Source organism: Cedecea sp. NFIX57 (assembly GCF_900177785.1).
In the GTDB taxonomy this organism is placed as follows: domain Bacteria; phylum Pseudomonadota; class Gammaproteobacteria; order Enterobacterales; family Enterobacteriaceae; genus Cedecea; species Cedecea neteri_C.
On sequence record NZ_FXAS01000021.1, the window covers coordinates 43,675 to 69,141 of the forward strand.

The following is a 25,467-nucleotide window of genomic DNA, read 5'->3' on the forward strand; positions in this document are numbered from 1 at the left end:
TCTCTCCGCACGCTATGAACAGGTGGCGGTTGCCATGACGACAGCCTGCTTCAGGCTCTCTTCCGGCAGGGAATAGTTGGCGCGACACTGGGAACCCTTCCCGTCGCCCCATTGGATCAACAGCTTGCCCTTCAGCGGCAGGCCGCTGAGGTAAATCTGCCCGTCGTCACCGGCCATGCTGGTCACGCCGCTTTGCTCTTCCCGCACCACGGAACCAAACGGCACCGGGCGGTCACCGCGTTTAACGGTGAGGATCGCACGCACGCCAATTCTGGCGTCGAAGGTGGCACGAACCAGCGCGCCCTCCGTCGGCACTACGCTGCTAACGTTATTTTCAATGTCGGTGTGGTTGTCCATTGTATTGGTGTCCAGCGCTACGCGGTTGTAGCGGTAAACCGTGGCATACGGCATGACGGCATAGCCGCGCCAGTCCGTTTTCACCCCGGTCTGGTTTTCAATGCTGACGCCGGAAGCGCCAGGCGCTTTAATCAATACGTTGGTATCTCCCAGCGGCTGGCTGAAAGTCACCCCGTCCACATGGCCGACCACGCCGCCAGAAGCCTGCCAGTTGAAGTCATGCTGATTGCGGTCATAGTTGTAGCCCAGGCCAAGCGTGCCGTACGTTGCCTGCCAGTTGGCGGTGGCGCTGCCGGAATAGCCGTTATTGCTGGTATGCCCCTGGCTGACGCTGTAGTTCAGGTTACGGCCTTCCAACAGCGTGCCGCCGACCCCGGTTTGCCAGCTGTTTTTGCCGTCAGAGCTGCGGCTTGTGGCCATCGTGGCATAGGCACGATCCAACGCCGTATCGCGCGAATAACCGTGCCCAAGCAGCGTGCTAAACGGAATCGAAAGATTGAAGGCGACAATCCGGTTGGTGTCTGCCAGGCCGAGCGACTTACTCCACGACCAGGAAAGTGAGTAGCTGATCCCGCGCCAACCGCTGGAGTACCCCAGCTGGTACCAGGTATTGTCCTGATCGGTTCCCCAGTAAGTTTGCTGGCTACCAGAAACGTAGACCGAGCCGTAATCGCCCAGCGACTGGGAGATGTTGACCTGAAATCGGCCCTTTTTGTTGTAGCGGAGGTTGTGATAGCTGGTCGCCACCAGCTCCTGGCGATTGCTGTCGTTGTTTTGCCACTCGTACTGGTAGCCTTCCATATTCCGGTAAGCCACATCATCCAGAGTGTAAAAACCGCGCGTGGAGTAGCGATAGCCCAGCAGTTGGAAGTTGGTCCCGTAGCCGCTCAGGGATTTGGCATACAGGAAGCGCAGCGACTGCCCCTGATGCTCACTGTCATCCGCCAGCTTGCTGCGTGCATGGGTAAGATCGAGCGAAATCGCCCCCCAGTCACCGAGGTTTTTACCGGCACCTAACGCGACGGCGGTATAGCGTTCTGCCAGCTGTGTTCCGCCATAGGCGGTGTAGCCATTCGGCAGGCCGGCAATCAGCGTACCCTGAGTAAAGAACGGCTTATCCTGCTGATTATTCCCGCTGCGGAAATCCCCCATCACCACGTCATATTTAAACCGACCTTCACGCTGCAGCATCGGCACGGTGGAATAAGGCACGGTGTACTTCTGCACAGAACCATCTTTCTCTTCTACCGTCACTTCTAAGTCACCGCTTGAAGACGTCGGGTTAAGATCGCTGATGGCGAACGCGCCCGGAGAAACGTAGCTCTGATAAATCACGTAGCCATTCTGACGGACAACAATTTTGGCGTTGGTACGCGCAATTCCGCGCACGGTTGGCGCGTAGCCCTGCAGGCTGTCCGGGTACATGCTGTCGGAAGAATAGAGGCGTGCCCCACGAAACCCGAGGCTGTCGAACACATCGCTGCCGGTGTTGCTGTCGCCCATGACCAGCTCGCCCTTGAGCGGGATAATCGTGCGCTGCAGCGTGGTGCTGATGTTCTGCCATTGATTCTGGTGGTGGCCATCACCGCTGGTGTAGTTCCATGCGCCGTTATTGCGCAGACGCCACGGGCCCAGATTCAGGCCGCTTTGCAGGTTCAGATAATAGCTGTCGTTGTAAGTGCCCCGGTTGCCGGTGAAGGTGTAGTTCAGCAGCGCTGCGGGGATCCCTTCATCCCACTGATCGGGTGGAATGTAGCCACGGGCGCTGTTGATTAAAGAGGCCTGAGGCAGGCTAATATCAAGCCGCAGGCGCGAAAAGTCATAGCTCACTTCAGCGCCGGGTACCGCCGTCGTCACGGGAACGCACTCGCCGGATTTATATTTCGCCAGCTCAGGATACGCCAGCATATTCAGCCCAAGACGCTTGAGCCAGTCAACGTCGAGACAGGCCGTCAGCCCGCCGGACTTCACGGCTTCAGAAGCAGGGACTTTCGATTCTGTCGCGGTAAAATGCACGTCTTCGGTGGCAACAAATTCATCGTTGCGCCAGATGTCTACACGATAAACGCCCGGCGGCTGGCTGCTGCCTTTTTCGAAACGAGACAGATCCGCCACCGTCGCGGTATCGTCCGACAAAAATGCCGGGTTGAAATAGCTCTCGGCGGCAGCGAACGCGGGCCAGAGTGATGCCACAATGGTCGCCGCCAGCGGCGCTAGCGTAAACACCTTACGCGAGACTGATCTCTTCATGATTTACCTGCTTCCCTTTGCCAGCCTGGCGTTACTGCATGACACCCGCTTGTGCTTTGGTCACCGCGCCGTAGTCGTTAACGGTCTGGAAGCTCACTGCCCCCTGAACGCCGGACGGCACCGCAACCTGCACGCTATTTTTTGGCGCCACCATGGTGTTAGGCAGTTTTTCACTCCCCATCTTCAGGTTGACCAGCGAAACGTAGTAAGGCGAAGGGTTGCTGATCTTCAGGTACTGGCCGCTGCGCGCGAAGCGAATCTCTTTCAGCGCATCTTCCGGCTGCATCTGCAGATTTTTAGGGCGCACGAACAGTTTGATGCGGGAAAGCACCGCCAGTTGAAGGACGTTTTTGCCCTCAACGCTGTTTTTATCCACGGAAGGGATGGCCTTCACGTTCATCCAGAAAATGGACTCCCGATCCGTCGGTAGCGCAGGTCCGGCGTAGATAATACGCAGCGTGTTTTCACTTTTTGGCTCGCTGACAAACAGCGGCGGCGTGACCACAAAACTTTTCTCTTTCTGCCCCAGATCGTTCTCGATCCATGAGTTCACCAGGAAGCGTTCTTTCGGATCGCTGTTGGTGATAGCCAGCGAGGTTTGTTTCGCATCGGCCGGGTAAATTACGCGCGTGGCGCCCAGGGCAATACCGCCTGCTGCCTGCGCATTAAAAGCAACCATCATTAAAGAGAGCATCAGTGCCGAAACGGCTTTATATAATTTGTTCATCACGACAGGTACCATCAAAATAGCCAGAATGGAGAAGCAGAGGTTCAGGGATAAACCAGCGTGAACCAGACGTCAGAGCGAATATTTCCGGGCGACATATGCTTTGAAACCGCACGATAACGGGCAGTAAAATGAAAACTCATTTCCTGCGTGGTTATTTCCGAATAAGACGCCGGTTCGCTATTGGGAATAATCAACTGCTGCTGTGGGTCAAATAACGCGAGGCCAATGCCGCTGCTGGCATCATTGCCACTTACGCTGGACGTGGCCAGAAAGACCAGCGGATCTTCCGCCGGAGTAGACCCCTGAAACGCGATGCCCACATGGTCATAAACCTCCGGGCGACAGTCCGTCAGCCGAAGGGTAAAAGGGATGCTGGGCGGCGCGTAGCTGCCAACATCTTTAAATACGTTGCTCGGGTACTGGCCCATTTGCACCGTCATTTCCTGACTTTCAGGCGCGACGGCGCAGGCGCCGTTAACCAGCTCACCCTGCATATGCACTTCCCCACCGTGGATAACCACAATGCGCTTTGCCTGAACGGGATTCACCGCAGCCAGCATCGCCAGGAGCAGGATTTTCCTTATCATCATCGTCCTCTCTGGACTCGCGTCGGACAAGCCTCATCCATGAGGCTGAATCATCCCTGTGCTCTCAGCCGTGGCTGATTATTCGTATTTCATAACGAAAGTTGCGTCCGCGTTCGCAGCACCGGCAGTGGCGGTTGCCGCAGTTGCTTTATAGCGAGCGGTGAACGGAATGGTGTTCTCACCGTCGTTCAGAGTCTGAGCGGTAGAGAAGGTAGAACCGTTCGGAGACAGGGTCTTAGAGGTACGATCCAGGATCTCGATACCTACGCCTTTCGCGGTAGTTGCGTTACCGCCAGAGTTTACCGCCAGCAGCGTTGGGTCGGTCGCATCAGTCTGGCCGGTGAATGCCACAGAAGCGGTGGCCGCAACGGTGCTATCGCAGTCGGTCAGAACGATGTTGAATGGGATCTGGGAAGAGGTATCGCCCACTTTGGTGAAAGCTGCGGTACGGTACTGACCCAGTTTAACGATCTGGCCGTCGGACTGCGTGCTCACTGCGCAAGCGGCATTAACCAGCTCGCCCTGGAAGTGTACGGTCCCGCCATTAACGGTAACAGGATCTGCTGCGTTAGCGGCACCGCTCACCAGAGCAACGGTGGCGATCAGAGAAGAGGCGATTTTGCTTAATTTCATGGGTATTCCTTCATATATAAAACGCACATCGGAGTTATGCATCCTTCATGACTCCGTTTGAATCATCATCGGTCTTAAATGACCGCATAACGCATTCCCCACATCCTGTGGGAATTCCTTAGAATGCTTAGTGGTTTCATTAGAATTAAAGACAAACGTTTCCCCAGCGTATTATTTAATGCGCCGAACGACGTTATCTTTAATAATTCAAGATGAAATTTTTATATATTCGTGATGGGTTACGAAGTGTGGCTAAATTAAGCCAAATTTGAATTAAGTAACAGATGCCAATTCTTTATGTTATATAAGCGCGGTCTTAATAAGACCTAAGAAAATACCGGGGAAACATTTCGGGAAAACGGGTAGAAAGGGATAAAAGGCTCGTTAATTTAGGGGGTTATATTGTTCTCTTAGCACCAGAATATTGTTCATTTTTTGTTAAATTTGTTTGTTTTGTGTTTCATTCAAGAAAGAGGGTTTTGAACACCTAATGCGCAATACTGAGTGAAGTTGCCAAAAGGTTAAAGACGTTGCGCAAGCGATGATACACTGGAAGGCTTGCCCCGCACTTTGACCCAGGACTTCAGGATGAATGAAACAGCCCCCCATGCCATTCCGGCAAACTCAATAACCCGCCCCAACTGGTCGGCAGTCTTTGCCATCGCGTTTTGCGTGGCCTGCCTGATTACCGTTGAGTTTTTGCCGGTTAGCCTGCTGACGCCGATGGCGCAGGAATTGAATATCTCAGAAGGCCTTGCCGGGCAATCGGTCACGGTCACCGCCTTTGTGGCGATGTTCGCCAGCCTGTTTATCACCAACCTGATTGGGTCGACCGATCGCCGCCGCGTGGTACTGCTTTTTGCTGTTTTGCTCACCGCCTCCTGCCTGCTGGTTTCGTTCGCGGGTAATTTTACTCTGTTGCTGCTGGGTCGCGCCTGCCTTGGGCTGGCGCTGGGCGGTTTCTGGGCCATGTCGGCCTCACTGACCATGCGCCTTGTTCCCGCGCGCACGGTGCCTAAGGCGCTGTCCGTGATCTTCGGGGCCGTCTCGATTGCGTTAGTGATTGCCGCCCCGCTGGGCAGCTTTCTTGGGGGGATCATTGGCTGGCGTAACGTCTTTAACGCCGCCGCCCTGATGGGGGTCGCCTGTATTCTGTGGGTCTGGAAAGCGCTGCCTTCTCTGCCGGGCGAAGCGGCGCACCAGAAGCAAAACATGTCTGGCCTGCTCAAACGCCCGGGCGTGCTGGCGGGTATGCTGGCTATTTTCATGGCGTTCGCCGGGCAGTTCTCCTTCTTTACCTATATCCGCCCGGTTTATATGACCCTGTCAGGCTTTGACGTGGACGGCCTGACGCTGGTGCTGTTGAGCTTTGGTATCGCCAGCTTCATCGGCACCTCACTTTCCGCCCCGATCCTGAAACGCTCACTCAAGCTGGCCCTGGCCTGTGCGCCGCTCATCCTCGCTATCAGCGCTGCGGTACTGGTTCTGTGGGGGGCGAACAAAGCCGTGGCGTCAGTCATTGCCATTGTCTGGGGACTGGCCTTTGCCCTCGTGCCGGTCGGCTGGTCGACGTGGATAACCCGCTCGCTGGCGGATCAGGCGGAAAAAGCCGGGTCGATTCAGGTGGCCGTGATCCAGTTGGCCAACACCTGCGGGGCGGCTGTCGGCGGCCTGGCGCTGGATAACCTCGGCCTGCTGGCACCGCTCATCTTGTCCGGCAGCCTGATGCTGCTGACGGCGGTGCTGGTTGCGGTGAAGGTTAGGGCTTAAAAACAGCTAAAAATAGCGCCGGGTATCAGGCGCTATTTTTTTATCAACCGCGCCAGAAAGGCTTATCCCCCAGGATTGTCGCACGGTGCATAATGCGGCGGGCCGGGAGATAATCGGCGTTGGCGTAATGCTGCGTGACGCGGTTATCCCAGATGGCAATATCGTTTTGCTGCCAGCGCCAGCGCACCTGGAACTCCGGTTTGGTGATGTGGGCAAACAGGAAGTCCAGCAGCGTCTCGCTCTCTTTTTCCGTCAGGTTAACAATGCGCGTGGTAAAGCCTTCGTTGACAAACAGCGCCTGCTTGCCGCTGATCGGATGCGTGCGAATCACCGGATGGCGCAGCGGCGGGTTCTTCGCCACGGCTTCGCGCCAGCGCTGGTGTTCGACGTCGCTGTGGGCGTATTTGTACTCCGGGAACGATTTACGGAAATCGTGCTCCGCCTCCAGCCCGGATAACAGCGTTTTAAACGGTTCGGACAGCGCCTCATAAGCGGCAATCCCGCTGGTCCACAGCGTATCTCCACCGGTTTCCGGCAGCTGTTTCGCCGCCAGAATCGCCCCGGCAGGCGGCGTTTCAATAAAGGTCACGTCGGTGTGCCAGTTGTCGTTATCCGGCGGATTATCGTTGTGGGTATCCAGCACGATAATTTCTTCCACCCCTTCGGCATGCGGGTAAACCGGGTGAATATGCAGGTCGCCAAAGCGCAAAGCCAGCGCGCGCTGCTGTGCGGGCGTGATTTCCTGTTCGCGGAAGAACAGCACCTGGTGGCGGATCAGCGCGTGGTAAATCTGCTCGAACTGGTTGTCGCTCAGGCCGCGCGTTAAATCCACGCCGTCGACCTGCGCCCCGATATACGGCCCCAACGGCTTAATGTTCACTTTTTCACTCATTGCCCTTCTCCATGCCACGGGGTCAGGCGGCGCTGTAGCGCCCGCAGCCCCAGTTCTAAACAAAATGCGATGACGGCAATGACGCCGATACCGGCCAGCACCACGTCGGTCGCCAGAAACTCACCGGCGGACTGCACCATAAAGCCCAGCCCACGCGTGGCAGCGATAAGCTCTGCGGCCACCAGCGTGGACCAGCCCACGCCCAGCCCAATGCGGAACCCGGTCAGAATTTCCGGCAGCGCGCCCGGCAAAATCACATGCCAGATAACCTGCCAGCGAGATGCGCCGAGCGCCTGAGCGGCACGAAGGCGTACCTGCTTCGCGCTGCGCACGCCCGCCATGGTGGACATGGCCACGGGCGCAAAAATCGCCAGGTAAATCAGCAGGATTTTAGATGTCTCGCCGATGCCAAACCAAATCACCATCAGCGGTAAATAGGCCAGCGGCGGCACCGGACGGTAAAGCTCGATCAGCGGATCAAGAATGCCGCGCACGGTGGGACTCAACCCCATCGCAATGCCCACCGGAATACCAATCAGTACCGCAGCGGCGAGCGCGGTAAGAATGCGTCCCAGGCTCGCGGCCAGGTGCTGCCACAGCGTGGCGTCCATAAAGCCCTGCGGCCCGGCGATGGTGATAAGCTTCGCCAGCACCTGACCCGGCGGCGGCAGAAACAGCGGGCTTATCCAGTGCTGCGCCGCTACCCACCACCACAGCAGCACCAACACCCCCAGTGTGGTTGCGCTCAGGGTGAGCTGACGCGAAAACGGCCAGCGCCACGCTAATTTGCGGCGCACGGGTTTGTCCTGAATAACGACGCTCATAAGAAGCCCTCCCGCTGATCGAACACGCGGCTCAGCACGTATTCACGTTTGGCGATAAATTCCGGGTCAGATTTGATGCTGCGGCACGGCTCCCCGGCGGCAAAGCGGCGGCCAAAATCAAGCGGGAGCCGCTCCAGGACGCGGCCAGGGCCAGGCGATAGCAAGACCAGCTCCGTCGCCAGAAAGACGGCTTCCTCAATGTCGTGGGTGATCAGCAGCACCTGCCGACGGCTTTCGTGCCACAGCTTCAGCAGCAGGGTTTGCATCTGCTCGCGGGTAAAGGCATCCAGTGCGCCAAACGGCTCGTCCAGCAGCAAAAGCTGGGGCTTCGTCGCCAGCGCCCGGGCAATGCCCACCCGCTGCCGCTGCCCGCCCGAAAGCTGCCAGATGGCGTTTTTTGCCTTATCTTCCAGCCCTACCTTGCGCAGCATGTCGAGCGCAATCTCTTCGCGCTCGGGCTTAGCCTGCCCGGCAAGCTGCAGCCCGAAGGCCACGTTATGCAGCACCGAGCGCCAGGGCAGCAGCCCTTCGTTCTGAAAAACAACCCCGCGCTCGGCGCCGGGGCCTGCAACCGTTTTGCCCTGCAGCGTAATGCTGCCGGAGTGATAAGGGACGAAACCGGCGATCAGGTTAAGCAGCGTGGTCTTACCGCAGCCGGAAGGGCCGAGCACCACCAGCAGCTCGCCCTCGTCCACCGTCAGATTAATGTCGTCGAGTACCGGCTTGCCGCCGTACTCCGCGCTGAGATGCGAAACCTGTAGCATCGCCGTGTCTCCTGTTTACTGCGCCAGCGGCTTCACGAAGCGGTCGGTCACAAACTGGCTATAATCGGTGGCGACCGCCGGCACTTTGCCCTGCTCTTTCAGGAAGTGCGCGGTGTCCACGATGGCTTTGTTCACCGGGCCGCTAAGCTGTTCAACCTGCTGCGTCGCCGTCAGGTAGGTATTGCCCTTCACCAGCCCCGGGACGTCGCTTTCCGGCACGCCGCTCAGACGCGAAAGCTTGCTCAGGTTGTCCGGCTGTTTAAGCCAGCCATCCGGGTTGGTGAGATAGCTTTGCTGAGCAGCAACGGCGCTGCGGGCAAAAGCGGTGACCACATCGGGGTGTTTTTCGGCAAAGTCTTTACGCACTACCCAGACATCGAGCGTTGGGGAGCCCCATTGGCCCACCTGCGCCGAATCCGTCAGCACGTTGCCGTCTTTTTCCAGCTCGTTCACTGCCGGAGCCCAAACGTAAGCGGCGTCGATGTCCCCGCGCTGCCAGGCGGCGATGATTGCCGGAGGCTGAAGGTTAAGGATTTGCACCTGATCCGGCTTGATGCCCCAATGTTTGAGGGCAGCCAGCAGGCTGTAATGGGTGGTGGAGATAAACGGCACGGCGATGCGTTTGCCGATCAAGTCCTGCGGCGTTTTGATGCCTTTTTTGACCACCAGCGCTTCGGAGTTACCGAGCCGGGAGGCCAGCAGGAAAACTTCAATCGGTACGTTCTGGCTGGCGGCAACGGCCAGCGGGCTGGAGCCGATATTGCCGATTTGCACATCGCCCGAGGCCAGCGCCCGCACCACGCTCGCGCCGCTGTCGAACTTACGCCATTCCACTTTCGCCCCGCTGTCTTTGGCAAAAGCGTCATCGGCTTGCGCAACTTTGGCGGGTTCGGCGGAGGTTTGATACGCCACGGTGACGTCCACCGCGTGGGCCTGAGCTGCGATTAAGGCCAGTGCAACCAGCCAGAGTGAGTGTCGTTTTGCTGCCATGATTCTGCTCCTGTCTCGGGGGAGAAAGCAGTATTTCCAACGACAACGATTCCATAAAAGAATAAAAAATTATCGCTAATGCCTTTCCGTCCTTAGAAAAAAAGTGAGTATCGATAGTTATTGAGCGGCAATAAATAAAACACCTGTCTTATTTGGCGGGAAACAAATGATTAAAAACGTTTCTTTCCTGGCGGCAAATAAAGCCATTCTGACCTTTTTGGCACGATTGGCGCGCCGTTCTGCACGAAATGCCTTTCACGGCTTCCCTAAAATAAGCATTATTCCAACAAGCAAGAGGTCGTTATGAAAAAGCATATTGTGGTTGCCGCGCTGGCATTTTTATCGTTATCCGCCGAAGCCGCTGGGTTTCAGGTAAAAAGTAGCGAGATGAAAAGCGGGACGCCGCTTGCAACAGCGCAGGTCTTCGAAGGCTTTGGCTGCTCCGGTGGCAATCAGTCACCCGAACTGAGCTGGTCAGGCGCGCCAAAAGGCACCAAAAGTTTTGCCGTGACCGCCTACGACCCGGACGCTCCTACTGGCAGCGGCTGGTGGCACTGGACGGTGGTGAATATTCCCGTCGCCGTAACGTCTCTTGCCGCCGACGCGGGGAATAAAGACGGCACAAAACTTCCGACTGGCGCTGTTCAGGGCAGAAACGATTATGGTTATGCTGGCTTTGGTGGCGCATGTCCGCCAAAGGGCGATCAACCGCATCATTACCACTTTAAAGTCTGGGCATTAAAAACCGACAAGCTGCCGATTGACGCCAACGCCAGCGGCGCCCTGGTTGGCTACATGTTAACCGCCAACAAAATAGCCACGACAGAAGTGGTTCCGGTCTACGGCATCAAGTAAGGAGTTATTATGCAGGCAGAGGCAGAGTCGCGCGTGGCGATACAGGAAATTCGCATGTATCAGGCCCACGAACTCCATCGGGTTAAACTGCTGATGCCTGCCTTATGCCGCATTCGCCAGGGTAAAAAAGTGGTGAGCTGGGGCGAGCAAAACGATATTGCCAATAACAGCCAGATAATCCTGTTTCCCTCCGGGCATGAGTTTGGCATTGCTAATTATCCCGAGGGCGGTTTTTATCTGGCAGAAATGCTCTATCTGCCGCCGGGATTAATTCAGCGCTTCCGGCAGTTTTATCCTCTGGAGCCGCAGGAAGAGAGCAAACGTGGCTTTTGTTTACGGCAAAATGAAGGGCTGGTTTTCTGCTGGGAACAATTAAAAAGTGCCCTGCAGAAAAAGCTGCCAGCTCAGGTTTTAGAACATCTGGCGATGGCGATTTTGCTGACGCTGGGGAAGAACAACATCAGCGATCTTTTTCTCTCTCATCCGCAGGATTCGCTGGTCAGTCGCTGCCAGAACCTTTTGCTGGCCAACCCTGGCGCGCGCTGGACAGCCCCGGAAATGGCGCGTCAGCTGTTTATGTCCACCTCAACGCTGCGCCGCCACCTCGCCGCCGAAGGCGAAAGTTTCCAGAACCTGCTGGATGACGTGAGGCTGAATAACGCCCTCGCCGCCATCCAGACAACGCACACCCCGATAAGCGAAGTGGCAAGAGAGAACGGCTATCTTTGTCCGTCTCGCTTTACCGCTCGTTTTCAAAAACGCTTCCAGATAACGCCGCGCGCGCTGCGGCAGGCCGCTAAAGCGCAGTAAATTCAGCTCAAATCAACGTTCTTACAGCCAAAGCACCAGGTCATGATAAACCCGGCCACGTAGGCGATAACAATCCCGGCAACGTAAACCGCCATCCCGGCGAAGATCCCCTGATGAGAAGTCATCAGCGGAATCGACACCAAACCCGACGGCCCAAACACCGTATTCAGCCCGACAGGCAGCCCCAGCCAGGCCACCAGCCCGATGAAGAACCCGCCAATCCCGCCGCCGATACAGGCGGTGATAAACGGCTTAAGGCGCGGCAGCGTCACGCCGTAAATCAGCGGCTCGCCAATGCCCAGCAGGCCGGGAATAATCGCCCCTTTGATTTGCGTGCGCAGGACCGAGCCTTTCGGCGAACGGGCAAACAGGGCCAGCGCCGCTCCCACCTGTCCCGCACCGGCCATCGCCAGAATCGGGAACAGCGAGTTAAAGCCCTGAGCATCCATCAGCGCGAAATAGACCGGGACAAATCCCTGGTGAATACCAAACACCACGGCAATCAGGAACAGCCCGGCCAGAATCGCCGTGCCGAACGGGTTGCCGTTCAGGTGCATAAACAGCCACGACATGCCTTTGAACAGCTCGCCGCCGATGGGCATGATCGCCACAAAGGTAATCGCCCCGGTGATCAATAAGGTCATCGTCGAGGTAAGGATCATATCCAGGTTGTCCGGGATCATCCGTCGAACCTGACGTTCGATCCACGCCCCGAGCATACAGGCCAGCAGCACGCCAATAATGTTGCCGCGCGGATCGATAGCCAGCCCGAAGAAGGTATCCATTCCGGCGTAATAGCCCACTTTACCTTCCGGCACGTAGCGCAGAATAAACAGCGAGGCAATGATCGCCCCGTTTACGCCGGTACCGCCGAAAGCTTTCTGGGTGTTGAAGCCAATCAGAATGCTCAGGAAGGTAAACAGCCCGATACTGAACACCTTCATATAGGCGATAAGCTGGGTCAGCCATGCCGCAGGGGTTGTGCCTTCCACCACCAATGTTTGCTGCAGCAGCGTGGCAATCCCCAGCAGCAGCCCGGCGGCAATAAAGCCCGGGATCAGCGGCGTGAAGATGGTGGCAAACTTGGTGAGGAAGTTATGCACCGCGCTGTTCTGCTTCGCCTTCATCTGCTGTTTGTTCTGGCTGGCGAGCGCGGCCAGGTCCGCACTTTCGCCACGCTCCGGCTCGCTTAAGCCCTCCAGCCTGAGCATCGAATTCATCAGCTCGCTGGCGGTTTGCGCTTTGCCAGGACCGAGAATAATTTGCAGCTGGTCGTCGCCGTTGACCACGCCCATCACGCCGGGAATTTTCTTCAGGTCGTCGTGCTGAACGAGATCTCTGTTTTTGAGCGTCAGCCTGAGGCGCGTCATGCAGTTGCCGCAGACAAGAATATTGCCGCTGCCGCCCGTCAGGCGCAGGATGTCTTCCATCATCGAGCCGGTGATTTTCGCCATAGCTACCCGTTTAACCCCCGCAATGCTTCACGTATAAAACCTTGTTTTTTCGCCAGCAGCTCGCTTGCCTCTTCGGCTGACAGGCCGCTCAGCAGCATAAAGATCGCCGTTTTGCAGTGGCGATTGCAGGCGCTAAGCGCGGTTTCGGCCTGCTCCGGGCTGCATTCGGTCGCCGCCACCACAATATTGACCTGGCGCTGGATCAGCTTGGCATTGGTCGCTTCCACGTCCACCATCAGGTTGCCGTAGACTTTGCCGCTGCGGATCATCGACCCGGTGGTGATCATATTCAGGATCAGCTTTTGCGCCGTCCCGGCTTTCATGCGTGAAGAGCCGGTGACGATTTCCGGGCCGACGACCGGCTCAATGGCGATATCCGCCGCCTGGCTCATTTCACTGCCGGGATTACAGGAGATCGCGGCGACGGTGGCGCCCACGCTTTTTGCATAGGCCATGGCACCCAGCACGTAAGGCGTGCGCCCGCTGGCGGCTATCCCCACCAACACGTCACGCGCGCTGAAATTCAGGTTACGCAGATCCTGCTCGCCCATTTCACGATTGTCTTCGGCGTTTTCTACCGCCTGCAGAATGGCCGGATGCCCACCGGCAATCAGCCCGACGACCTGCTCACGCGGCGTGCCGAAGGTTGGCGGGCACTCACTTGCATCCAGAATGCCCAGACGACCGGACGTCCCCGCGCCGCTGTATATCAGCCTGCCGCCCTGGGCGAAAGCGGCCACCACTTTATCGACGACCTGCGCGACCTGTGGCAGCGTGGCCTCCACCGCCAGCGGCACCTGCTTGTCTTCGTTATTGATAACGTTAAGCATCTCTAAGGTGGACAGTGTGTCGATGTCCGCGCTGGCCGGATTGCGGCCTTCGGTGACCAGTTGGGTTAAGTTAATTTTCATCGGGACATCCGTTATGTGTGTTCTGTTGTGCATAGTATGGAATATTTTATTCCATTTGTGCGCGCATTATCACGAATATTTTATTCTACTGGCGGTGGAATAATACGCAAATTATTCCATCAGTCGTTTTCTGTGTTAGTATCCGCCCGCTATTTCTACCGAACTTACTCAGAGGCTTGATGCTGGAGAATGTCATCATCTGATAATCAGTGCCCCGCCTGTCACAGGCCGGACTGATTATCACTGCGCTTAACTCTTATGCGAACACACGCGTTGTGTTGGCACGTTTTGCACATGATGATGAAAAGGTTTTTCAGCATGAATTTATCCCGTCAGGAACAGCGTACCCTTCACGTTTTAGCGAAAGGGGGACGCATCGTTCACACTCGCGACTCGTCAGGCCGCGTCACCGCCGTTGAATGTTACTCCCGCGAAGGGTTGCTGCTTAGCGACTGCACGCTGGCCGTGTTCAAAAAGCTCAGAACCAAGAAGCTGATTAAATCCAGCAACGGGCAGCCGTACCGGATCAACACCACCGGGTTGAACAACGTTCGCGCCCAGCCGGATAACAGGTAATTGACGAGAGCCTGGATGAAACAGGCGTTTTGAAGGGCTAAAACAGATAACGGGCCATCTGGCCCGTCGAGACTGATGACAAAGCTCATGCGGATAAAATTTTGCAATCTGTCACCAGAAAAATAAACCGGAAAATCAATTCATTGATTTTCGGCTGCTCGCCACAAAGAAGGAAAAACCACGCCTTTTCCCTCTTTGTCAGCATCCTGAACGGGCCAACTGGCCCGTTTTTTCAGTGCTCGAGTTCAGCGGCCGGGGATTCTTCTTCGCAATACTGGTTGAAGCGTTCACAGAACCACGCTTTTTGCTCGGCGGTCATGTTGCCGGTTACGGCCTGGAGATTCACCTGCTGCCCCGAAGCCTGCATATGCGCGAAGCTGCGCGCCAGAAAATCAAAATTCTTTACTGCCTGTAGGTCTCTGTTCATCAGCATATCCCTCTGTGCGTTAACTTTTGGGTAAGTCATATGCTTCTGTTTTCAGTATCGGCCCGCTGACGATTATTTTTTGAACAATGAATGCGCTTTTTGGCAAAAGGATCGGGACGTCCGTTATCAACGCCCGGCCACAGAGCGCTGACGTAACCCTTGCCACAGTAAAACAATCGCCGACACAGCCAGCCACGGCAGGAGCAGTTCGTTAAGCTTCTCCCAGCCAAGCCACTCGAGTAACGCCCCGGCGCTTAAAGAACAACTCAGGCCAACAATAAAGATAGTCATATCGTTAACCGCCTGCGCCACGCCCTTTTCCGCCGCCGAAAATGTGGTGGTTAGCAGGGCAGTCCCGCCGATATAAAGGAAGTTCCACCCCAGCCCCACGAAAACCAGCGCTCCGGCAAACGAAGTGAAGCTGGTCCCCGTCAGCGCCAGCAGAATATGGCAGCCGAATAGCGCCACACCGGTCAGCATCACGCGGATACTGCCGAAGCGTGCAATCAGTTTGCCGGTAATGAAAGAAGGGAGAAACATCGCCAAAACATGCAGTTGAATAACGCTGGAGGTTTGCGCCAGCGAATGGTGGTGGTGCGACATCGCCAGAGGCGTGGCCGTCATAGCCAGAATCATGATGCCGTAACCCGTGGCCGCACTAAAAAGCGCCGTCAGATAAGCAGGCTGCCTGATAACGACTTTCCAGGGCCGGGTCGGAGCATCATTAGCGACGGCTTCCCGGCTCGCGGGAGCGGAAAGGCGGGAAAGCAAAAACACCGCCACAAAGGAGATCCCCGTCAGAATCATGAATGATCCCAAATAGTGTGGGGTCATGAGATCGCTGCCGAACCGGGCAAGCAATGGCCCCGCCAGCGCCGCCACAATCCCCCCCGTCATGACCAGTGAAATAGCCTTTGGCCGGAACGTATCGCTGGCCACTTCGCTGGCGGCAAAACGATAGAACTGAGCAAAAGACTGATACACCCCCACCAGCAGCGTGCCAACGCACAGCAGAATAAATGAGGCAGACATAATCCCTAACCCCGCTATCACACCGCCAGCGACTCCTGCAGCAGCTCCGGTCATAAACCCGGTTTTTCGCCCCACTTTGGCCATCCACAGCGAAGCGGGAAATGTCGTTAGCGCGGTGCCAAGGAACATGGCGGCGATTGGCGCCGTCGCAAGCCCAGGTGAAGGTGCAAGCCGCCCACCCGCCAGGCCGCCGATTGTCATCACCAACACCGAGACGGTTTGAAAAATGGCCTGGGCGCCCACCAAAAGGAGCACCTGGCGATACATGTTTTTATATGACATCGGATTTATCCCGTATAACATTGAGCTGGTCGCTGACGAAAAACCTTTCTCTGCAGGTGGGATTTTTCGTCATATTGCGCTATCATTTTAACATTCAATTGAATGATTGAATGTTGCTGTTAACGGGGTGAAGAGTCAATGAGTCAACCGGAAAAATTTTTGTATTCGCACCTCGGCGAGCTGGCGAGGTTGCTGGGCAATGGCGCGAGAATTGAAATTCTGGAGCATCTTGCCGGAGGAGAACTGTCCGTTGAAATGCTGTCCGGGCTGACGGGTATGTCCGCGGCCAGCACCTCGCAGCACCTGCAAAACCTTCGAAAAGGCAACTTTGTGGCCTCCCGGCGCGACGGCAAACACATCATCTATCGGCTGGCTGACGGCCCGGTCAGAAGCGTGATTGCCAGCCTTCGCTGTTTTGCCGAATACAACAACGAGGCAATTCGCAGTATTGCTGCCGACTACCAGAACGCCAGCGAGAGGCTGGAACCGGTGGGCCGCGAGGAGTTGCTAAGTCGCCTGGAAGCCGGTGCCGTGACGCTGCTGGACGTCAGGCCAGAGGACGAATTTGGCGATGGCCATCTTCCGGGGGCCCTGAATATTCCACTCAAAGAGCTGGAAGCGCGTCTGGCCGAACTGCCCAAAGACAGAGAAATTGTCGCCTATTGCCGGGGAGCGCACTGCATTCTTTCCGTCGAAGCAGTCGAATATCTTCGTCGAAAAGGCTACAAGATCCGCCGCTTTGATGCCGGCTATCCGGAATGGTTGGCCGCAGGTCTGGAGACAGAAGCTTAGCGCTGCCGAACCGGCCTTGTGAGCTGCGCCGCCTCCAGCGTTAACTTTGCGGCAGTAAACCTGTCGCTGCGCACGCCAAGGACCTCCTTTTCCCACAGCGGATTCAGCGGCACGTGGTAGCCCGCGTTCTTGGCCTGCAGCACCAGTTCAGCCAGATCGTCTTTGTTTTCAATGATGCACAAAGGCTCGAAGCGCCCTATTTTATGCGGCAGCGCGAACGTGGCCGGGTAGTTGCTCTCCGGATCGGTCACCGGGTTGGCGCTGTCCGTCGCGTGATGCACCACTTTCTCCCCATCCCCCACAAGCGCCTGATTCAGCATGCCAATCATCCGGCGGGCACGCTCGCTCGCGTTGCCTATTTCGTCATCGCTCTTGCGGTAGAAGCTCGCCGGATTGTCATAGTCCCCGCGCAGCGCCTGATGCTCAGGCAGCGTGCGGTAATTTTCCAGCCGCTGACGAAATACCTGATGGGAGACATCCGGCACCTGCAAATTATCCTCAGGCCCTAATTCGCTGACGTGCGGGGCGATGACCATCAGATCGTAATCCGCCGTGAAGGGCCGGGCTTCGGCGTGTGGGGCAAGCACCTGCAGGGGTTCCCCGTGATGGGAAATTTCATACCGCGCTTCTCCACTGCCAGGCAAACGCCGGGCCTCAAACGCATAATGCTCGCCGCCTGGACCGCTGGCCCGGAGATGGCTCACGCCGCTGGCGTTTTCCGGCGACAGCTTGTCGATAAACCCCTGCGCAAACAGGTCATGCAGACGGCTCTGGGACACTTCCAGCGGCACGGCGGCGGCATGCTCTTCGGCAATACAGGCCTGCGTTTGCAGGTTAAACTTCGCGATTCGCTCAGGCGAAGCGTTCTCCAGCTTGCTAAACCGCTGCTCCACACAGATAAACCCCGCCTGCGGCCCCCAAGAGGCGCTTTTCCCCTTGATATGAAAGCCTTTGGTCGGATGCCCGGCCTCAATCAGCGCCGTCGCCAGCTTGTCCACCGGGCGAACGCCAATGATGCAGTTGTGCTCCGAGGCAACTCTCTGCAGCGGGATAAGGTGCGCGGGCACGAGGCCGGTTTTGTCTTTGATATGCGAGACAAGCTGCGGGAGATCCGTGCCGCGCGTTTGACTCGCCACGGACAGGTGGGGTTCTGCAGGGCGATACGCCGCAGGGGTAGATTCAACTTTCATTTTTACGGCCTGGCTCCCGGCGATAAACAACAAGCTATGGAGGCTGCGGCCGGGAAAAGACGGCTGGGGCAGCATCACGCGAAAACATCACCCGGGTGAATGCTCGCGGATTGCCCCGCCGCCCTGGTTCCGGTTAAGTCTTGTCTTTCACCGTTTCGGTTCCACCGTTATTTTTCACCGAGGCAATGCCTTTATCCCGGGATTGCTCCGTGGCGTACATCTGGCTGGTACCAATCACCTGATGATTCCCGGCCTTGAGGTTGAAGTAGAACTTCCCGTTGCTGGCGACCTTCTTGTCGTAGCGCTCCTCCAGCGGGCTGTTGGTGCGCACGGAGGCGATGCCGTTGTCCGCCGAGGCGCGGGTTTTATACAGCTCGCTGGTGAGCACCACTTCGCCATTGCCCGCCTTGAGCACGAATTTAAATTGCCCGTCGCTGCTTTTGCTTAATTCGAACCAACCAGACATGTTAACTCCTTGATTAAAATCATAAACAGTTAATAGATTGGGTGAACATCAAAAACAGTATGTACGAAAAACAAACAGATCGCCCACTCCGCCAGCGCATCGGCGGGACAAATGTCCCGGCGACGATACGGATTTCAGATCCCGCTGGCAGTTTTCACGCTAATCTGTGGGCAACGCGGGACGGGCGTCCTGTCCTTATTTGACGGGAAATTTTATAGTGAACAGCATGAAAAACGAGAGCAGGCCCGGCGACTGGCTGAATGTCATTGAGCGCGTGACCGGTGACCCGGTGCTGTATGAGCTGCTGAAGTATTGCCCGCTGGATATTCTGCGCAGCTGGCAGCTAAAACATTACCCTCGCGGCTCGCTGATTTTTCGCCAGGGGGAAATTTGCGATGAATTCCACCTGATTGTTAAAGGGGAAATCGACGTTTTCACTACCGCCGACGACGGGCGAAAATATTCCCAGGCGCGCTATAAAAAAGGTGACATTCTGGGGGAGCTGGAAATCTTCGAGCGGCGGCAATACATCTGCTCGGTGGAAGCGGTCAGCGACGCAGCGCTTTTAGTGCTGACGCGGGAAGAATTTATTCGCTGGCTGGGGTTAGACAATTACTTTAATCAAAAAATACTACAGTCCGTGAGCGATCAATATTATCAGCTCTCCAAAAAGGCCGGGGAAGACATTCTTTATTCGTTACATCAGCGTATTTGCCTGGTGCTGTGGCAGAAATACCAGTCAATACAGGGCAGCATCCCGCTTAATAAGCAGCAATTAAGCGAGCAGTTTGCGGTAGCCCCGCGCAGCATTAACCGCATTTTATCCGAACTGCGGGAAGACAATATTATTGCGATTCACGGCGAGCAGATTCAGGTTCTCGACCCTCAGCGCCTGCGCCAGCACGCCGAACATTAAATAACAGCAGCCAATCCTGAGCCATGCCAAATGGCTCGTTTAACGCCAGGTAACTATCATGACCCAACTCCAGCCCCATATCCGGCTCAGCCGGGAGATGACGCACGCCCGTTATGCGCTCCTGCCGGGCGATCCGAAACGCGTGGAACACGTCGCGCAGTTTCTGGACAACGTGGAAGACTTCGGCAGCAACCGGGAATATCGCGCCCTGCGCGGCTGGTTCCGCGGCGTGGAAGTGCTGGTGATGTCCACCGGCATGGGCGGGCCTTCGACCGCCATCGCCGTGGAAGAGCTACGCCAGATTGGCGTCACCAACCTTATCCGCATCGGCAGCTGCGGGGCGATGCAAAACCACATTCGCCTCGGCGACCTGGTGATCGCCACCGCCGCCGTGCGGGACGAAGGCACCAGCCAGATGTACATCGACAAAGGCTACCCGGCCTGCGCGGACATCGGCCTGGTGCACCACCTGACTCAGCAGGCCAAACGCCTGGGCTACGCCAGCCACTGCGGCTACGTGCGCAGCCACGACAGCTTCTACACCGAACGCGAAGACGAGATTAACCAGTTCTGGTCCGGCAAAGGCATTCTCGCCGCGGATATGGAAACGGCGCCGCTGATGGTTGTTGGCGCGCTGCGTGGCCTGCGCATCGCCTCCGTGCTTAACGTGGTGGTGGAGCACAGCGGCAATCTGGAAGAAGGCATTAACAACTACCAGCAGCAGGAACACTCCTGCCTGCAGGGTGAATCCCGCGAGATTTTACTCGCCCTCGAAGCGCTCTACCTTGACAGCCAGGAGCAGTAATCATGGATTTCTTTAGCATTAAGAATGTGATGGTCACCATTCCGCTCGGCGAAGGCGGCTACGCGCTGTCGTGGATCGAGGCCATCGGCACCGTCTTCGGCCTGCTCTGCATCTGGTTCGCCAGCAAAGAGAAAATCATCAACTACCTGTTCGGCCTGATTAACGTCACGCTGTTTGCGGCGATCTTCTTCCAGATCCAGCTTTACGCCAGCCTGCTGCTGCAGGTGTTCTTCTTCGCCGCCAACCTGTACGGCTGGTACGCGTGGAGCCGCCAGAACGAGGCCAACGAGGCCGCGCTGAAGATCCGCTGGCTGCCGCGCAGCAAGGCGCTCACGCTGGCGGCGGTGTGCCTGGTCACCATCGCGCTGATGACCTTCTTCATCGACCCGGTCTTCGCCGTGCTGACCCGCATTGCGGTGGGCATTATGCAGAGCCTTGGCGTCGCGGTTGAGATGCCGCAGCTGCAGCCCGATGCCTTCCCGCTGTGGGATTCCGCGATGCTGATCCTGTCGATTGCCGCGATGGTGCTGATGACGCGTAAATACGTCGAGAACTGGCTGCTTTGGGTGGTTATCGACGTGATTAGCGTGGTGATTTATGCCATTCAGGGCGTGTATGCCATGTCGCTGGAGTACATCCTGCTGACGGCGATTGCGGTGATGGGATCTGTGGCGTGGATCAAGAGCGCCCGAATGACTGGCTCCCGGCCGCTGGCTTAAATCGTTTTATTCAGTTTAAGGGCCGCTAAGCGGCCCTTTTGTTATTCGGATATATCTCATTTATAAAGCCGGATGAAAATTAAGGGCTTTTTAAATAATCTCAAGATTTTCAGCGACCACTTTCAACCCGCTCAGCGTATTCATCTACACTTTATTTCAGGCACAGCAGCGACATCATTTTTAACGATCGTTAGCAGGTCGTTTTCACTCTCTCTTTTTACCGTCTTTTCCGTTTCTATTTTCATTCAGGCCTCTCCCTTTAATCGTTCACGACCACTGGATAACCTCATGAAAATATTGTTTTTAAAAATCTTCACGCTGAATTTCAACCCACAATTTTACCTATCAGAGCAATCAAACACGCCGCAAAACAGTTTGTTATAACCAGCTTACTGCCACGCATAAGCCCGCAGCACAAAATTTTGCGACATCTGTTGCTTTGCACCTTCTCATAAAAGTACGGGGTTAAACGATGAATAAGTTAAAAACACTAAAACTGATGCTTGGCTTTACCGCCCTCGCCTGCACCGGGCTGGCGCAGGCCGCCACTGTCGCCATGAACACCGTGGACGCCAACGGCACGTCCACCCCGGCGGGCACCATTGAATACCACGCCACCCAGTACGGCGTGGTCTTTACACCGAACCTGAAAGGCCTGCCGCCGGGTATTCATGGCTTCCACGTTCACACGAATCCGAACTGCGGCCCCGCCATGCAGGACGGCAAAATGGTGGCTGGCCTCGCGGCGGGCGGCCACTTAGATCCGGCCCACACCGGCAAGCATGAAGGCCCGTGGGGCAACGGCCACCTTGGCGACCTGCCTGCGCTGTACGTCGACAGCGACGGCACAGCAACCTACCCGGTACTGGCACCGCGCCTGCGCATGTCTGACCTCAAAGGCCACTCGCTGATGATCCACGCCGGCGGCGACAACCACTCTGACCACCCGGCAATGCTCGGCGGCGGCGGCGCGCGTATGGTTTGCGGAGTCACGTCATGAGCAAACGCTTCTTAACAGTTGCGTGCTTCACGCTGATGATGGGCGGGCTGCCGGCCCTGGCGAATGCGGCAGAGACTTCCATCGACGCGCCCAAAGGCGAGCACCTGCAAACCGAGCTTTATGCCCGAGGCGTGCAAATCTACCGCTGCGCGGCGGCAGACACAGAAGCCAAAACCGGGAACTGGGTATTCCAGGCCCCGGAAGCCGACCTGTTTAGCGACAAAGGCCTGAAGCACCTCGTCGGCAAGCACTTTGATGGCCCGCACTGGCAGGCCACGGATGGCAGCGTGGTCGCCGGGACGCTGAGTGCCAGCCGCCCGTCGAAAGATAAAGGTTCGATTCCGTGGTTGCTGCTGACCGGCACCTCTGCAACACAGCCTGGCCTGTTTGCCAACGTGAGCAGCATCCAGCGCGTGGACACACACGGTGGTGTCACAGGTCCAACGGCCTGCGACCCGGCCACCTTTGGTGCCACGCTGAAAGTGCCTTATACGGCGACCTATCGTTTTTACAGCAAATAGCAACAATAAAAGCCCCGGTCGCAATGCCGGGGCTTTATACAAGGAAGTTTATTTTGCGAGCAAGTGCTGGAAACCATAGATTTTCCGGACCATAGCACCAAAGGTCCAGTTGTCAGCGGTAATATGACGGTCAGATATACAAACCCGCAAAGAAAATTCGCATCAATTTTGATGAATTAATTAATAAGCACTAAGGTAACATCTCGATACCAAACTCATCCTGTAGTTTCTGACGTTGCTCGGTTGAAAGACTATTAATTTTCAATGCAATGTCAATTATCGAGGGGGAAAGATTCAATAAAGTGTCAGCCGTGCTGTTAGCATACTGGCTGGACAATGCCGACATTGCCTGCACGATAACAAGGTGCCGCTGCGTTTCTGATATATGCCGAAAAAGCATTGTCAGCAAAGCTATATCATCTTCAACACCGACTGATTCTTTTTTTCCACCGTCTTCCCCCAGAAACCATGAAGCATTCACGCCTGTCGCTTTTGCTAGTTTCGTCAGCTGTACAATGCTGGGGGAAGACTCGTGCTTCAGATATCCCCTGATCGCCGCCTCAGATAAACCGGATTTGCGAGCCAGTGAACTTTTGGTATCACCCGACATTTCCATAGCAGCAGCTAGTCGTGTTCCAAAAGTGTGTTCATTTATAAATTCAGTCGGTTGACGTTCTTTCTTTATCATACTGATTAGCTCATAACCGTTTGATTTAACACGGGTACGGAATTAATTGACAATAAATCGAAATATTTATCGAAAAAAACTTTTATTTCGCATTAAATTTCGATACCATGTCAGTATAAATTGCAGACAGCCATCCTCTGCATACCTGATTCCTGAGCATCGCACAGACCGTGCGGAATTGCTATGTATCGGTACGTTCTGTGGAACGTACCGTCCCCCACACATGCGCCGCAGAAGCCTCGTACGGCCAGGTATTCTGTGGGTTGAATGAAAGGGGTCGGATTGTCTTACCGACGTCCGTTTTCTAGGACGCATCACATTGTTTACTGGTATGCCCTGCTTTATCCGGGCAGGGACACCACTTATCTTCGTCGGGGCCAGCAGGGGAATCTCATCCCCGGTTGTTTGCTCTGAGCATCATTTTCCGTTTCCGGCTTCCAGCCGCTGTAGTGGGGCGCAGATATTTCTAATGGGCTAACTTTTGGCCCCTCAGATTTCAGCAGCATCACCGTGCTCACTGGCATAGCCTAAACGCCACTCCAGATTATGAGCCAATAAGAGGAGCGAATATGACTAACACTGACTGGCACCCGGCCGATGTGGTCGCGGCTCTCCACAAACGCGGTACCAGCATGGCCCGCGTCTCCCGCGAAGCCGGCCTCGCTTCGGCCACCCTCGCCAACACACTGAAACGCCCCTGGCCCCGCGGCGAGTGGCTTATCGCCTCCGTCATCGGCATTCATCCCGCCGAAATATGGCCCACACGCTACCGCCGCCAGGGTCTCACCCGCCAGCCGAGAAAACCATTAGGAATACAGAGCTGTCCAACACAAACCACCCGCCGGACACCCGGCGAAGGAGACTTCTGATGAGCAACACTCGCTTACCCCTCCACGGTAAGGTCGCCGCCATCACCGGCGCCGCCTCCGGCATCGGCCTCGCCTGCGCCTGTGCCTTCCTCACCGCTGGCGCCCGCGTCGTCATGATTGACCGTGATGTCGCCGCCCTCCGCAGAAGTACCACCGACCTCGGCGAGCACGCCCTGCCCCTGCTCGCCGATGTCACTGACCCCGGACAGGCCGACAGCCTCCCCCACCATATCCTCCGCCTCGCCGGCAGGCTCGATATCTTCCATGCCAACGCCGGCCTCTACACCGGCGGGCCCTTCGTCGACACCGACCCCGCCACCATGGAGAACGTCCTCAACCTCAACGTCAACGCCACCTTCCGCTGTATCCACGCCGTCCTCCCCCACCTTATCGCCCAGCAGGCCGGCGATATCCTGCTCACCAGCTCGGTGGCCGGCGTCGTCCCCGTGGTCCATGAGCCGGTCTACACCGCCTCCAAGTTCGCCGTCCAGGGCTTCGTCCACAGCCTCCGCCGCCAGCTCTTCCCCCACGGCATCCGCGTCGGCGCCGTCCTCCCCGGCCCCGTCAGCACCGCCCTGCTGAATGACTGGCCCGAAGCCAAACGCCGGGAAGCGCTCGAGAGCGGCGCCCTGCTTCAGCCCGCCGACGTCGCCGAGGCCGTGCTCTTTATGGTGACCCGCCCCCGGAACGTGACTGTCCGGGACCTCGTCATTTTGCCAAATAGGGTCGACCTGTGAACAACGAAAACACAAATTCCTCTGTGATGCACAGCATCATGAACAAAGTGTAATCAGGTGGGTGCATAGCAATAATGGCATCTGTTACGAAGTCCAAGTCCCCACGTGAAGGCCAACACTGAGCGCTGGTGTTTCAATCCTTCAGGTGCGGGACGAACTGGGCTGATGCTAACCCGCAATTATAAAATGGGTTGGCGAGATGGTATTTTTCCACTCGACAGGAGTTAAGACATGGTACAGATCGCACAGCTAATGGGTTGGACCTACCGCTTTTTCTAATATGATTACGAGTAATTTACGTTGCAAATACCGTAGACCAGACTCGTCAGAGCCAAATAAAAAATTGAAAAATAATTTTATAAACAGACATAACGCTCTACCACCAACACTAAAACCACCAAATAACCAATCATCTGTATCAACATGAGTCACTTTATACCCCCTCCCTCATAATATGGAAATCAACCCCAAAACAATTAGCCCTTGAAATAGTTAATGCAGGTTTTGTTATTGTTTCATCAGGACGACAATCACATCCCGCACCTAAAATAGATACTATCTTAGCATCCAAGGTTTACTGAGTGACCTGCGTCCTAAAAAGCTTTAACACTTTTAATTAT

27 protein-coding genes are annotated in these 25,467 nt (G+C 56.2%); 12 read left to right on the plus strand and 15 right to left on the minus strand.

What is annotated here, in order from left to right; translation table 11 throughout:
* Positions 1-12: 12 nt before the first annotated feature.
* From B9Y90_RS17675 to fimA, 4 genes are all read right to left on the minus strand, one after another.
* Complete coding sequence (locus tag B9Y90_RS17675; protein ID WP_085542037.1) at positions 13-2,607, minus strand: fimbrial biogenesis usher protein; 2,595 nt, start codon at positions 2,605-2,607, stop codon at positions 13-15.
* A gap of 31 nt (positions 2,608-2,638) precedes the next feature.
* Positions 2,639-3,334 carry a type 1 fimbria chaperone FimC gene (fimC, locus tag B9Y90_RS17680; RefSeq protein WP_085542076.1) on the minus strand — a complete coding sequence of 232 codons (696 nt, stop codon included), beginning with the start codon at positions 3,332-3,334 and terminating at the stop codon, positions 2,639-2,641.
* A gap of 44 nt (positions 3,335-3,378) precedes the next feature.
* The gene (gene fimI, locus B9Y90_RS17685) at positions 3,379-3,924 is read right to left on the minus strand and encodes a type 1 fimbrial protein subunit FimI (RefSeq protein WP_039296303.1); all 546 of its coding nucleotides are present in this window, start codon (positions 3,922-3,924) and stop codon (positions 3,379-3,381) included.
* Between the two features lie 78 nt (positions 3,925-4,002).
* The gene (fimA, locus tag B9Y90_RS17690; protein ID WP_039287876.1) at positions 4,003-4,557 is read right to left on the minus strand and encodes a type 1 fimbrial major subunit FimA; all 555 of its coding nucleotides are present in this window, start codon (positions 4,555-4,557) and stop codon (positions 4,003-4,005) included.
* Between the two features lie 588 nt (positions 4,558-5,145).
* Here fimA and nepI point away from each other — a divergent pair.
* Positions 5,146-6,327 carry a purine ribonucleoside efflux pump NepI gene (gene nepI, locus B9Y90_RS17695; RefSeq protein WP_085542038.1) on the plus strand — a complete coding sequence of 394 codons (1,182 nt, stop codon included), beginning with the start codon at positions 5,146-5,148 and terminating at the stop codon, positions 6,325-6,327.
* 43 nt (positions 6,328-6,370) lie between these two features.
* Here nepI and tauD read toward each other — a convergent pair whose 3' ends face one another.
* Genes tauD through tauA form a run of 4 tightly spaced genes read right to left on the minus strand, consistent with a single transcriptional unit; the run spans position 6,371 to position 9,797 of the window.
* A complete protein-coding gene (gene tauD / locus B9Y90_RS17700) occupies positions 6,371-7,219 on the minus strand; it encodes a taurine dioxygenase (RefSeq protein WP_085542039.1) in 849 nt (282 codons plus the stop codon).
* Positions 7,216-8,043, minus strand: coding sequence for a taurine ABC transporter permease TauC (tauC, locus tag B9Y90_RS17705; protein ID WP_085542040.1), 828 nt, complete (start codon positions 8,041-8,043; stop codon positions 7,216-7,218). The genes tauD and tauC overlap by 4 nt, the downstream gene beginning before the upstream one ends.
* A complete protein-coding gene (gene tauB, locus B9Y90_RS17710; protein ID WP_085542041.1) occupies positions 8,040-8,807 on the minus strand; it encodes a taurine ABC transporter ATP-binding subunit in 768 nt (255 codons plus the stop codon). Before tauB ends, tauC begins: the two co-directional genes overlap by 4 nt.
* A gap of 15 nt (positions 8,808-8,822) precedes the next feature.
* Positions 8,823-9,797 (minus strand): taurine ABC transporter substrate-binding protein, encoded by a 975-nt coding sequence (tauA, locus tag B9Y90_RS17715; protein WP_085542042.1) that lies wholly within the window; start codon positions 9,795-9,797, stop codon positions 8,823-8,825.
* Between the two features lie 303 nt (positions 9,798-10,100).
* Between tauA and B9Y90_RS17720 the strand changes: the two genes are divergently transcribed.
* Both B9Y90_RS17720 and B9Y90_RS17725 read left to right on the plus strand, forming a co-directional pair.
* Positions 10,101-10,652: a kinase inhibitor gene (locus tag B9Y90_RS17720; protein WP_085542043.1), complete on the plus strand. Its 552-nt coding sequence runs from the start codon at positions 10,101-10,103 to the stop codon at positions 10,650-10,652.
* A gap of 9 nt (positions 10,653-10,661) precedes the next feature.
* Entirely contained in the window at positions 10,662-11,462 is an 801-nt protein-coding gene (locus tag B9Y90_RS17725) for a helix-turn-helix transcriptional regulator (protein WP_085542044.1), read from the plus strand.
* A 2-nt stretch (positions 11,463-11,464) separates the two neighbouring features.
* Here B9Y90_RS17725 and murP read toward each other — a convergent pair whose 3' ends face one another.
* Both murP and murQ read right to left on the minus strand, forming a co-directional pair.
* A complete protein-coding gene (murP, locus tag B9Y90_RS17730; protein WP_085542045.1) occupies positions 11,465-12,916 on the minus strand; it encodes a PTS N-acetylmuramic acid transporter subunit IIBC in 1,452 nt (483 codons plus the stop codon).
* A 2-nt stretch (positions 12,917-12,918) separates the two neighbouring features.
* The gene (gene murQ / locus B9Y90_RS17735; RefSeq protein ID WP_085542046.1) at positions 12,919-13,827 is read right to left on the minus strand and encodes an N-acetylmuramic acid 6-phosphate etherase; all 909 of its coding nucleotides are present in this window, start codon (positions 13,825-13,827) and stop codon (positions 12,919-12,921) included.
* Between the two features lie 318 nt (positions 13,828-14,145).
* Between murQ and B9Y90_RS17740 the strand changes: the two genes are divergently transcribed.
* On the plus strand, positions 14,146-14,403 hold the full coding sequence (locus tag B9Y90_RS17740; RefSeq protein ID WP_085542047.1) for a YjhX family toxin: 258 nt from the start codon (positions 14,146-14,148) through the stop codon (positions 14,401-14,403).
* A gap of 232 nt (positions 14,404-14,635) precedes the next feature.
* On the opposite strand, the gene B9Y90_RS17745 is transcribed toward B9Y90_RS17740, so the two are convergent.
* Together B9Y90_RS17745 and B9Y90_RS17750 are read right to left on the minus strand one after the other, a co-directional pair.
* Positions 14,636-14,836: a glycogen synthesis protein GlgS gene (locus B9Y90_RS17745; RefSeq protein ID WP_085542077.1), complete on the minus strand. Its 201-nt coding sequence runs from the start codon at positions 14,834-14,836 to the stop codon at positions 14,636-14,638.
* Positions 14,837-14,956: 120 nt separating this feature from the next.
* Complete coding sequence (locus tag B9Y90_RS17750; protein WP_085542048.1) at positions 14,957-16,144, minus strand: MFS transporter; 1,188 nt, start codon at positions 16,142-16,144, stop codon at positions 14,957-14,959.
* 138 nt (positions 16,145-16,282) lie between these two features.
* On the opposite strand from B9Y90_RS17750, the gene B9Y90_RS17755 reads away from it, so the two are divergent.
* On the plus strand, positions 16,283-16,936 hold the full coding sequence (locus tag B9Y90_RS17755; protein WP_085542049.1) for an ArsR/SmtB family transcription factor: 654 nt from the start codon (positions 16,283-16,285) through the stop codon (positions 16,934-16,936).
* On the opposite strand, the gene B9Y90_RS17760 is transcribed toward B9Y90_RS17755, so the two are convergent.
* Together B9Y90_RS17760 and B9Y90_RS17765 are read right to left on the minus strand one after the other, a co-directional pair.
* Positions 16,933-18,126 (minus strand): CyaA/EF/ExoY family adenylyl cyclase toxin, encoded by a 1,194-nt coding sequence (locus B9Y90_RS17760; protein WP_254902713.1) that lies wholly within the window; start codon positions 18,124-18,126, stop codon positions 16,933-16,935. The genes B9Y90_RS17755 and B9Y90_RS17760 overlap by 4 nt on opposite strands.
* A gap of 133 nt (positions 18,127-18,259) precedes the next feature.
* On the minus strand, positions 18,260-18,592 hold the full coding sequence (locus B9Y90_RS17765) for a YegP family protein (RefSeq protein WP_008460852.1): 333 nt from the start codon (positions 18,590-18,592) through the stop codon (positions 18,260-18,262).
* 217 nt (positions 18,593-18,809) lie between these two features.
* On the opposite strand from B9Y90_RS17765, the gene B9Y90_RS17770 reads away from it, so the two are divergent.
* From B9Y90_RS17770 to B9Y90_RS17790, 5 genes are all read left to right on the plus strand, one after another.
* Positions 18,810-19,508, plus strand: a complete 699-nt coding sequence (locus B9Y90_RS17770; RefSeq protein ID WP_441302658.1) for a Crp/Fnr family transcriptional regulator — start codon at positions 18,810-18,812, stop codon at positions 19,506-19,508.
* A 58-nt stretch (positions 19,509-19,566) separates the two neighbouring features.
* Positions 19,567-20,313, plus strand: coding sequence for a nucleoside phosphorylase (locus tag B9Y90_RS17775; protein ID WP_039287910.1), 747 nt, complete (start codon positions 19,567-19,569; stop codon positions 20,311-20,313).
* Between the two features lie 2 nt (positions 20,314-20,315).
* Positions 20,316-21,032 carry a nicotinamide riboside transporter PnuC gene (gene pnuC, locus B9Y90_RS17780; protein WP_085542051.1) on the plus strand — a complete coding sequence of 239 codons (717 nt, stop codon included), beginning with the start codon at positions 20,316-20,318 and terminating at the stop codon, positions 21,030-21,032.
* A 472-nt stretch (positions 21,033-21,504) separates the two neighbouring features.
* A complete protein-coding gene (sodC, locus tag B9Y90_RS17785) occupies positions 21,505-22,032 on the plus strand; it encodes a superoxide dismutase family protein (protein ID WP_085542052.1) in 528 nt (175 codons plus the stop codon).
* A complete protein-coding gene (locus B9Y90_RS17790) occupies positions 22,029-22,553 on the plus strand; it encodes a DUF3455 domain-containing protein (protein WP_085542053.1) in 525 nt (174 codons plus the stop codon). The genes sodC and B9Y90_RS17790 overlap by 4 nt, the downstream gene beginning before the upstream one ends.
* A gap of 190 nt (positions 22,554-22,743) precedes the next feature.
* Here B9Y90_RS17790 and B9Y90_RS17795 read toward each other — a convergent pair whose 3' ends face one another.
* Complete coding sequence (locus B9Y90_RS17795; protein WP_085542054.1) at positions 22,744-23,241, minus strand: helix-turn-helix domain-containing protein; 498 nt, start codon at positions 23,239-23,241, stop codon at positions 22,744-22,746.
* A gap of 569 nt (positions 23,242-23,810) precedes the next feature.
* Between B9Y90_RS17795 and B9Y90_RS17800 the strand changes: the two genes are divergently transcribed.
* On the plus strand, positions 23,811-24,110 hold the full coding sequence (locus B9Y90_RS17800; protein ID WP_085542055.1) for a helix-turn-helix domain-containing protein: 300 nt from the start codon (positions 23,811-23,813) through the stop codon (positions 24,108-24,110).
* Positions 24,110-24,847 carry an SDR family oxidoreductase gene (locus B9Y90_RS17805; RefSeq protein WP_085542056.1) on the plus strand — a complete coding sequence of 246 codons (738 nt, stop codon included), beginning with the start codon at positions 24,110-24,112 and terminating at the stop codon, positions 24,845-24,847. The genes B9Y90_RS17800 and B9Y90_RS17805 overlap by 1 nt, the downstream gene beginning before the upstream one ends.
* The last annotated feature ends 620 nt before the right edge of the window (positions 24,848-25,467 follow it).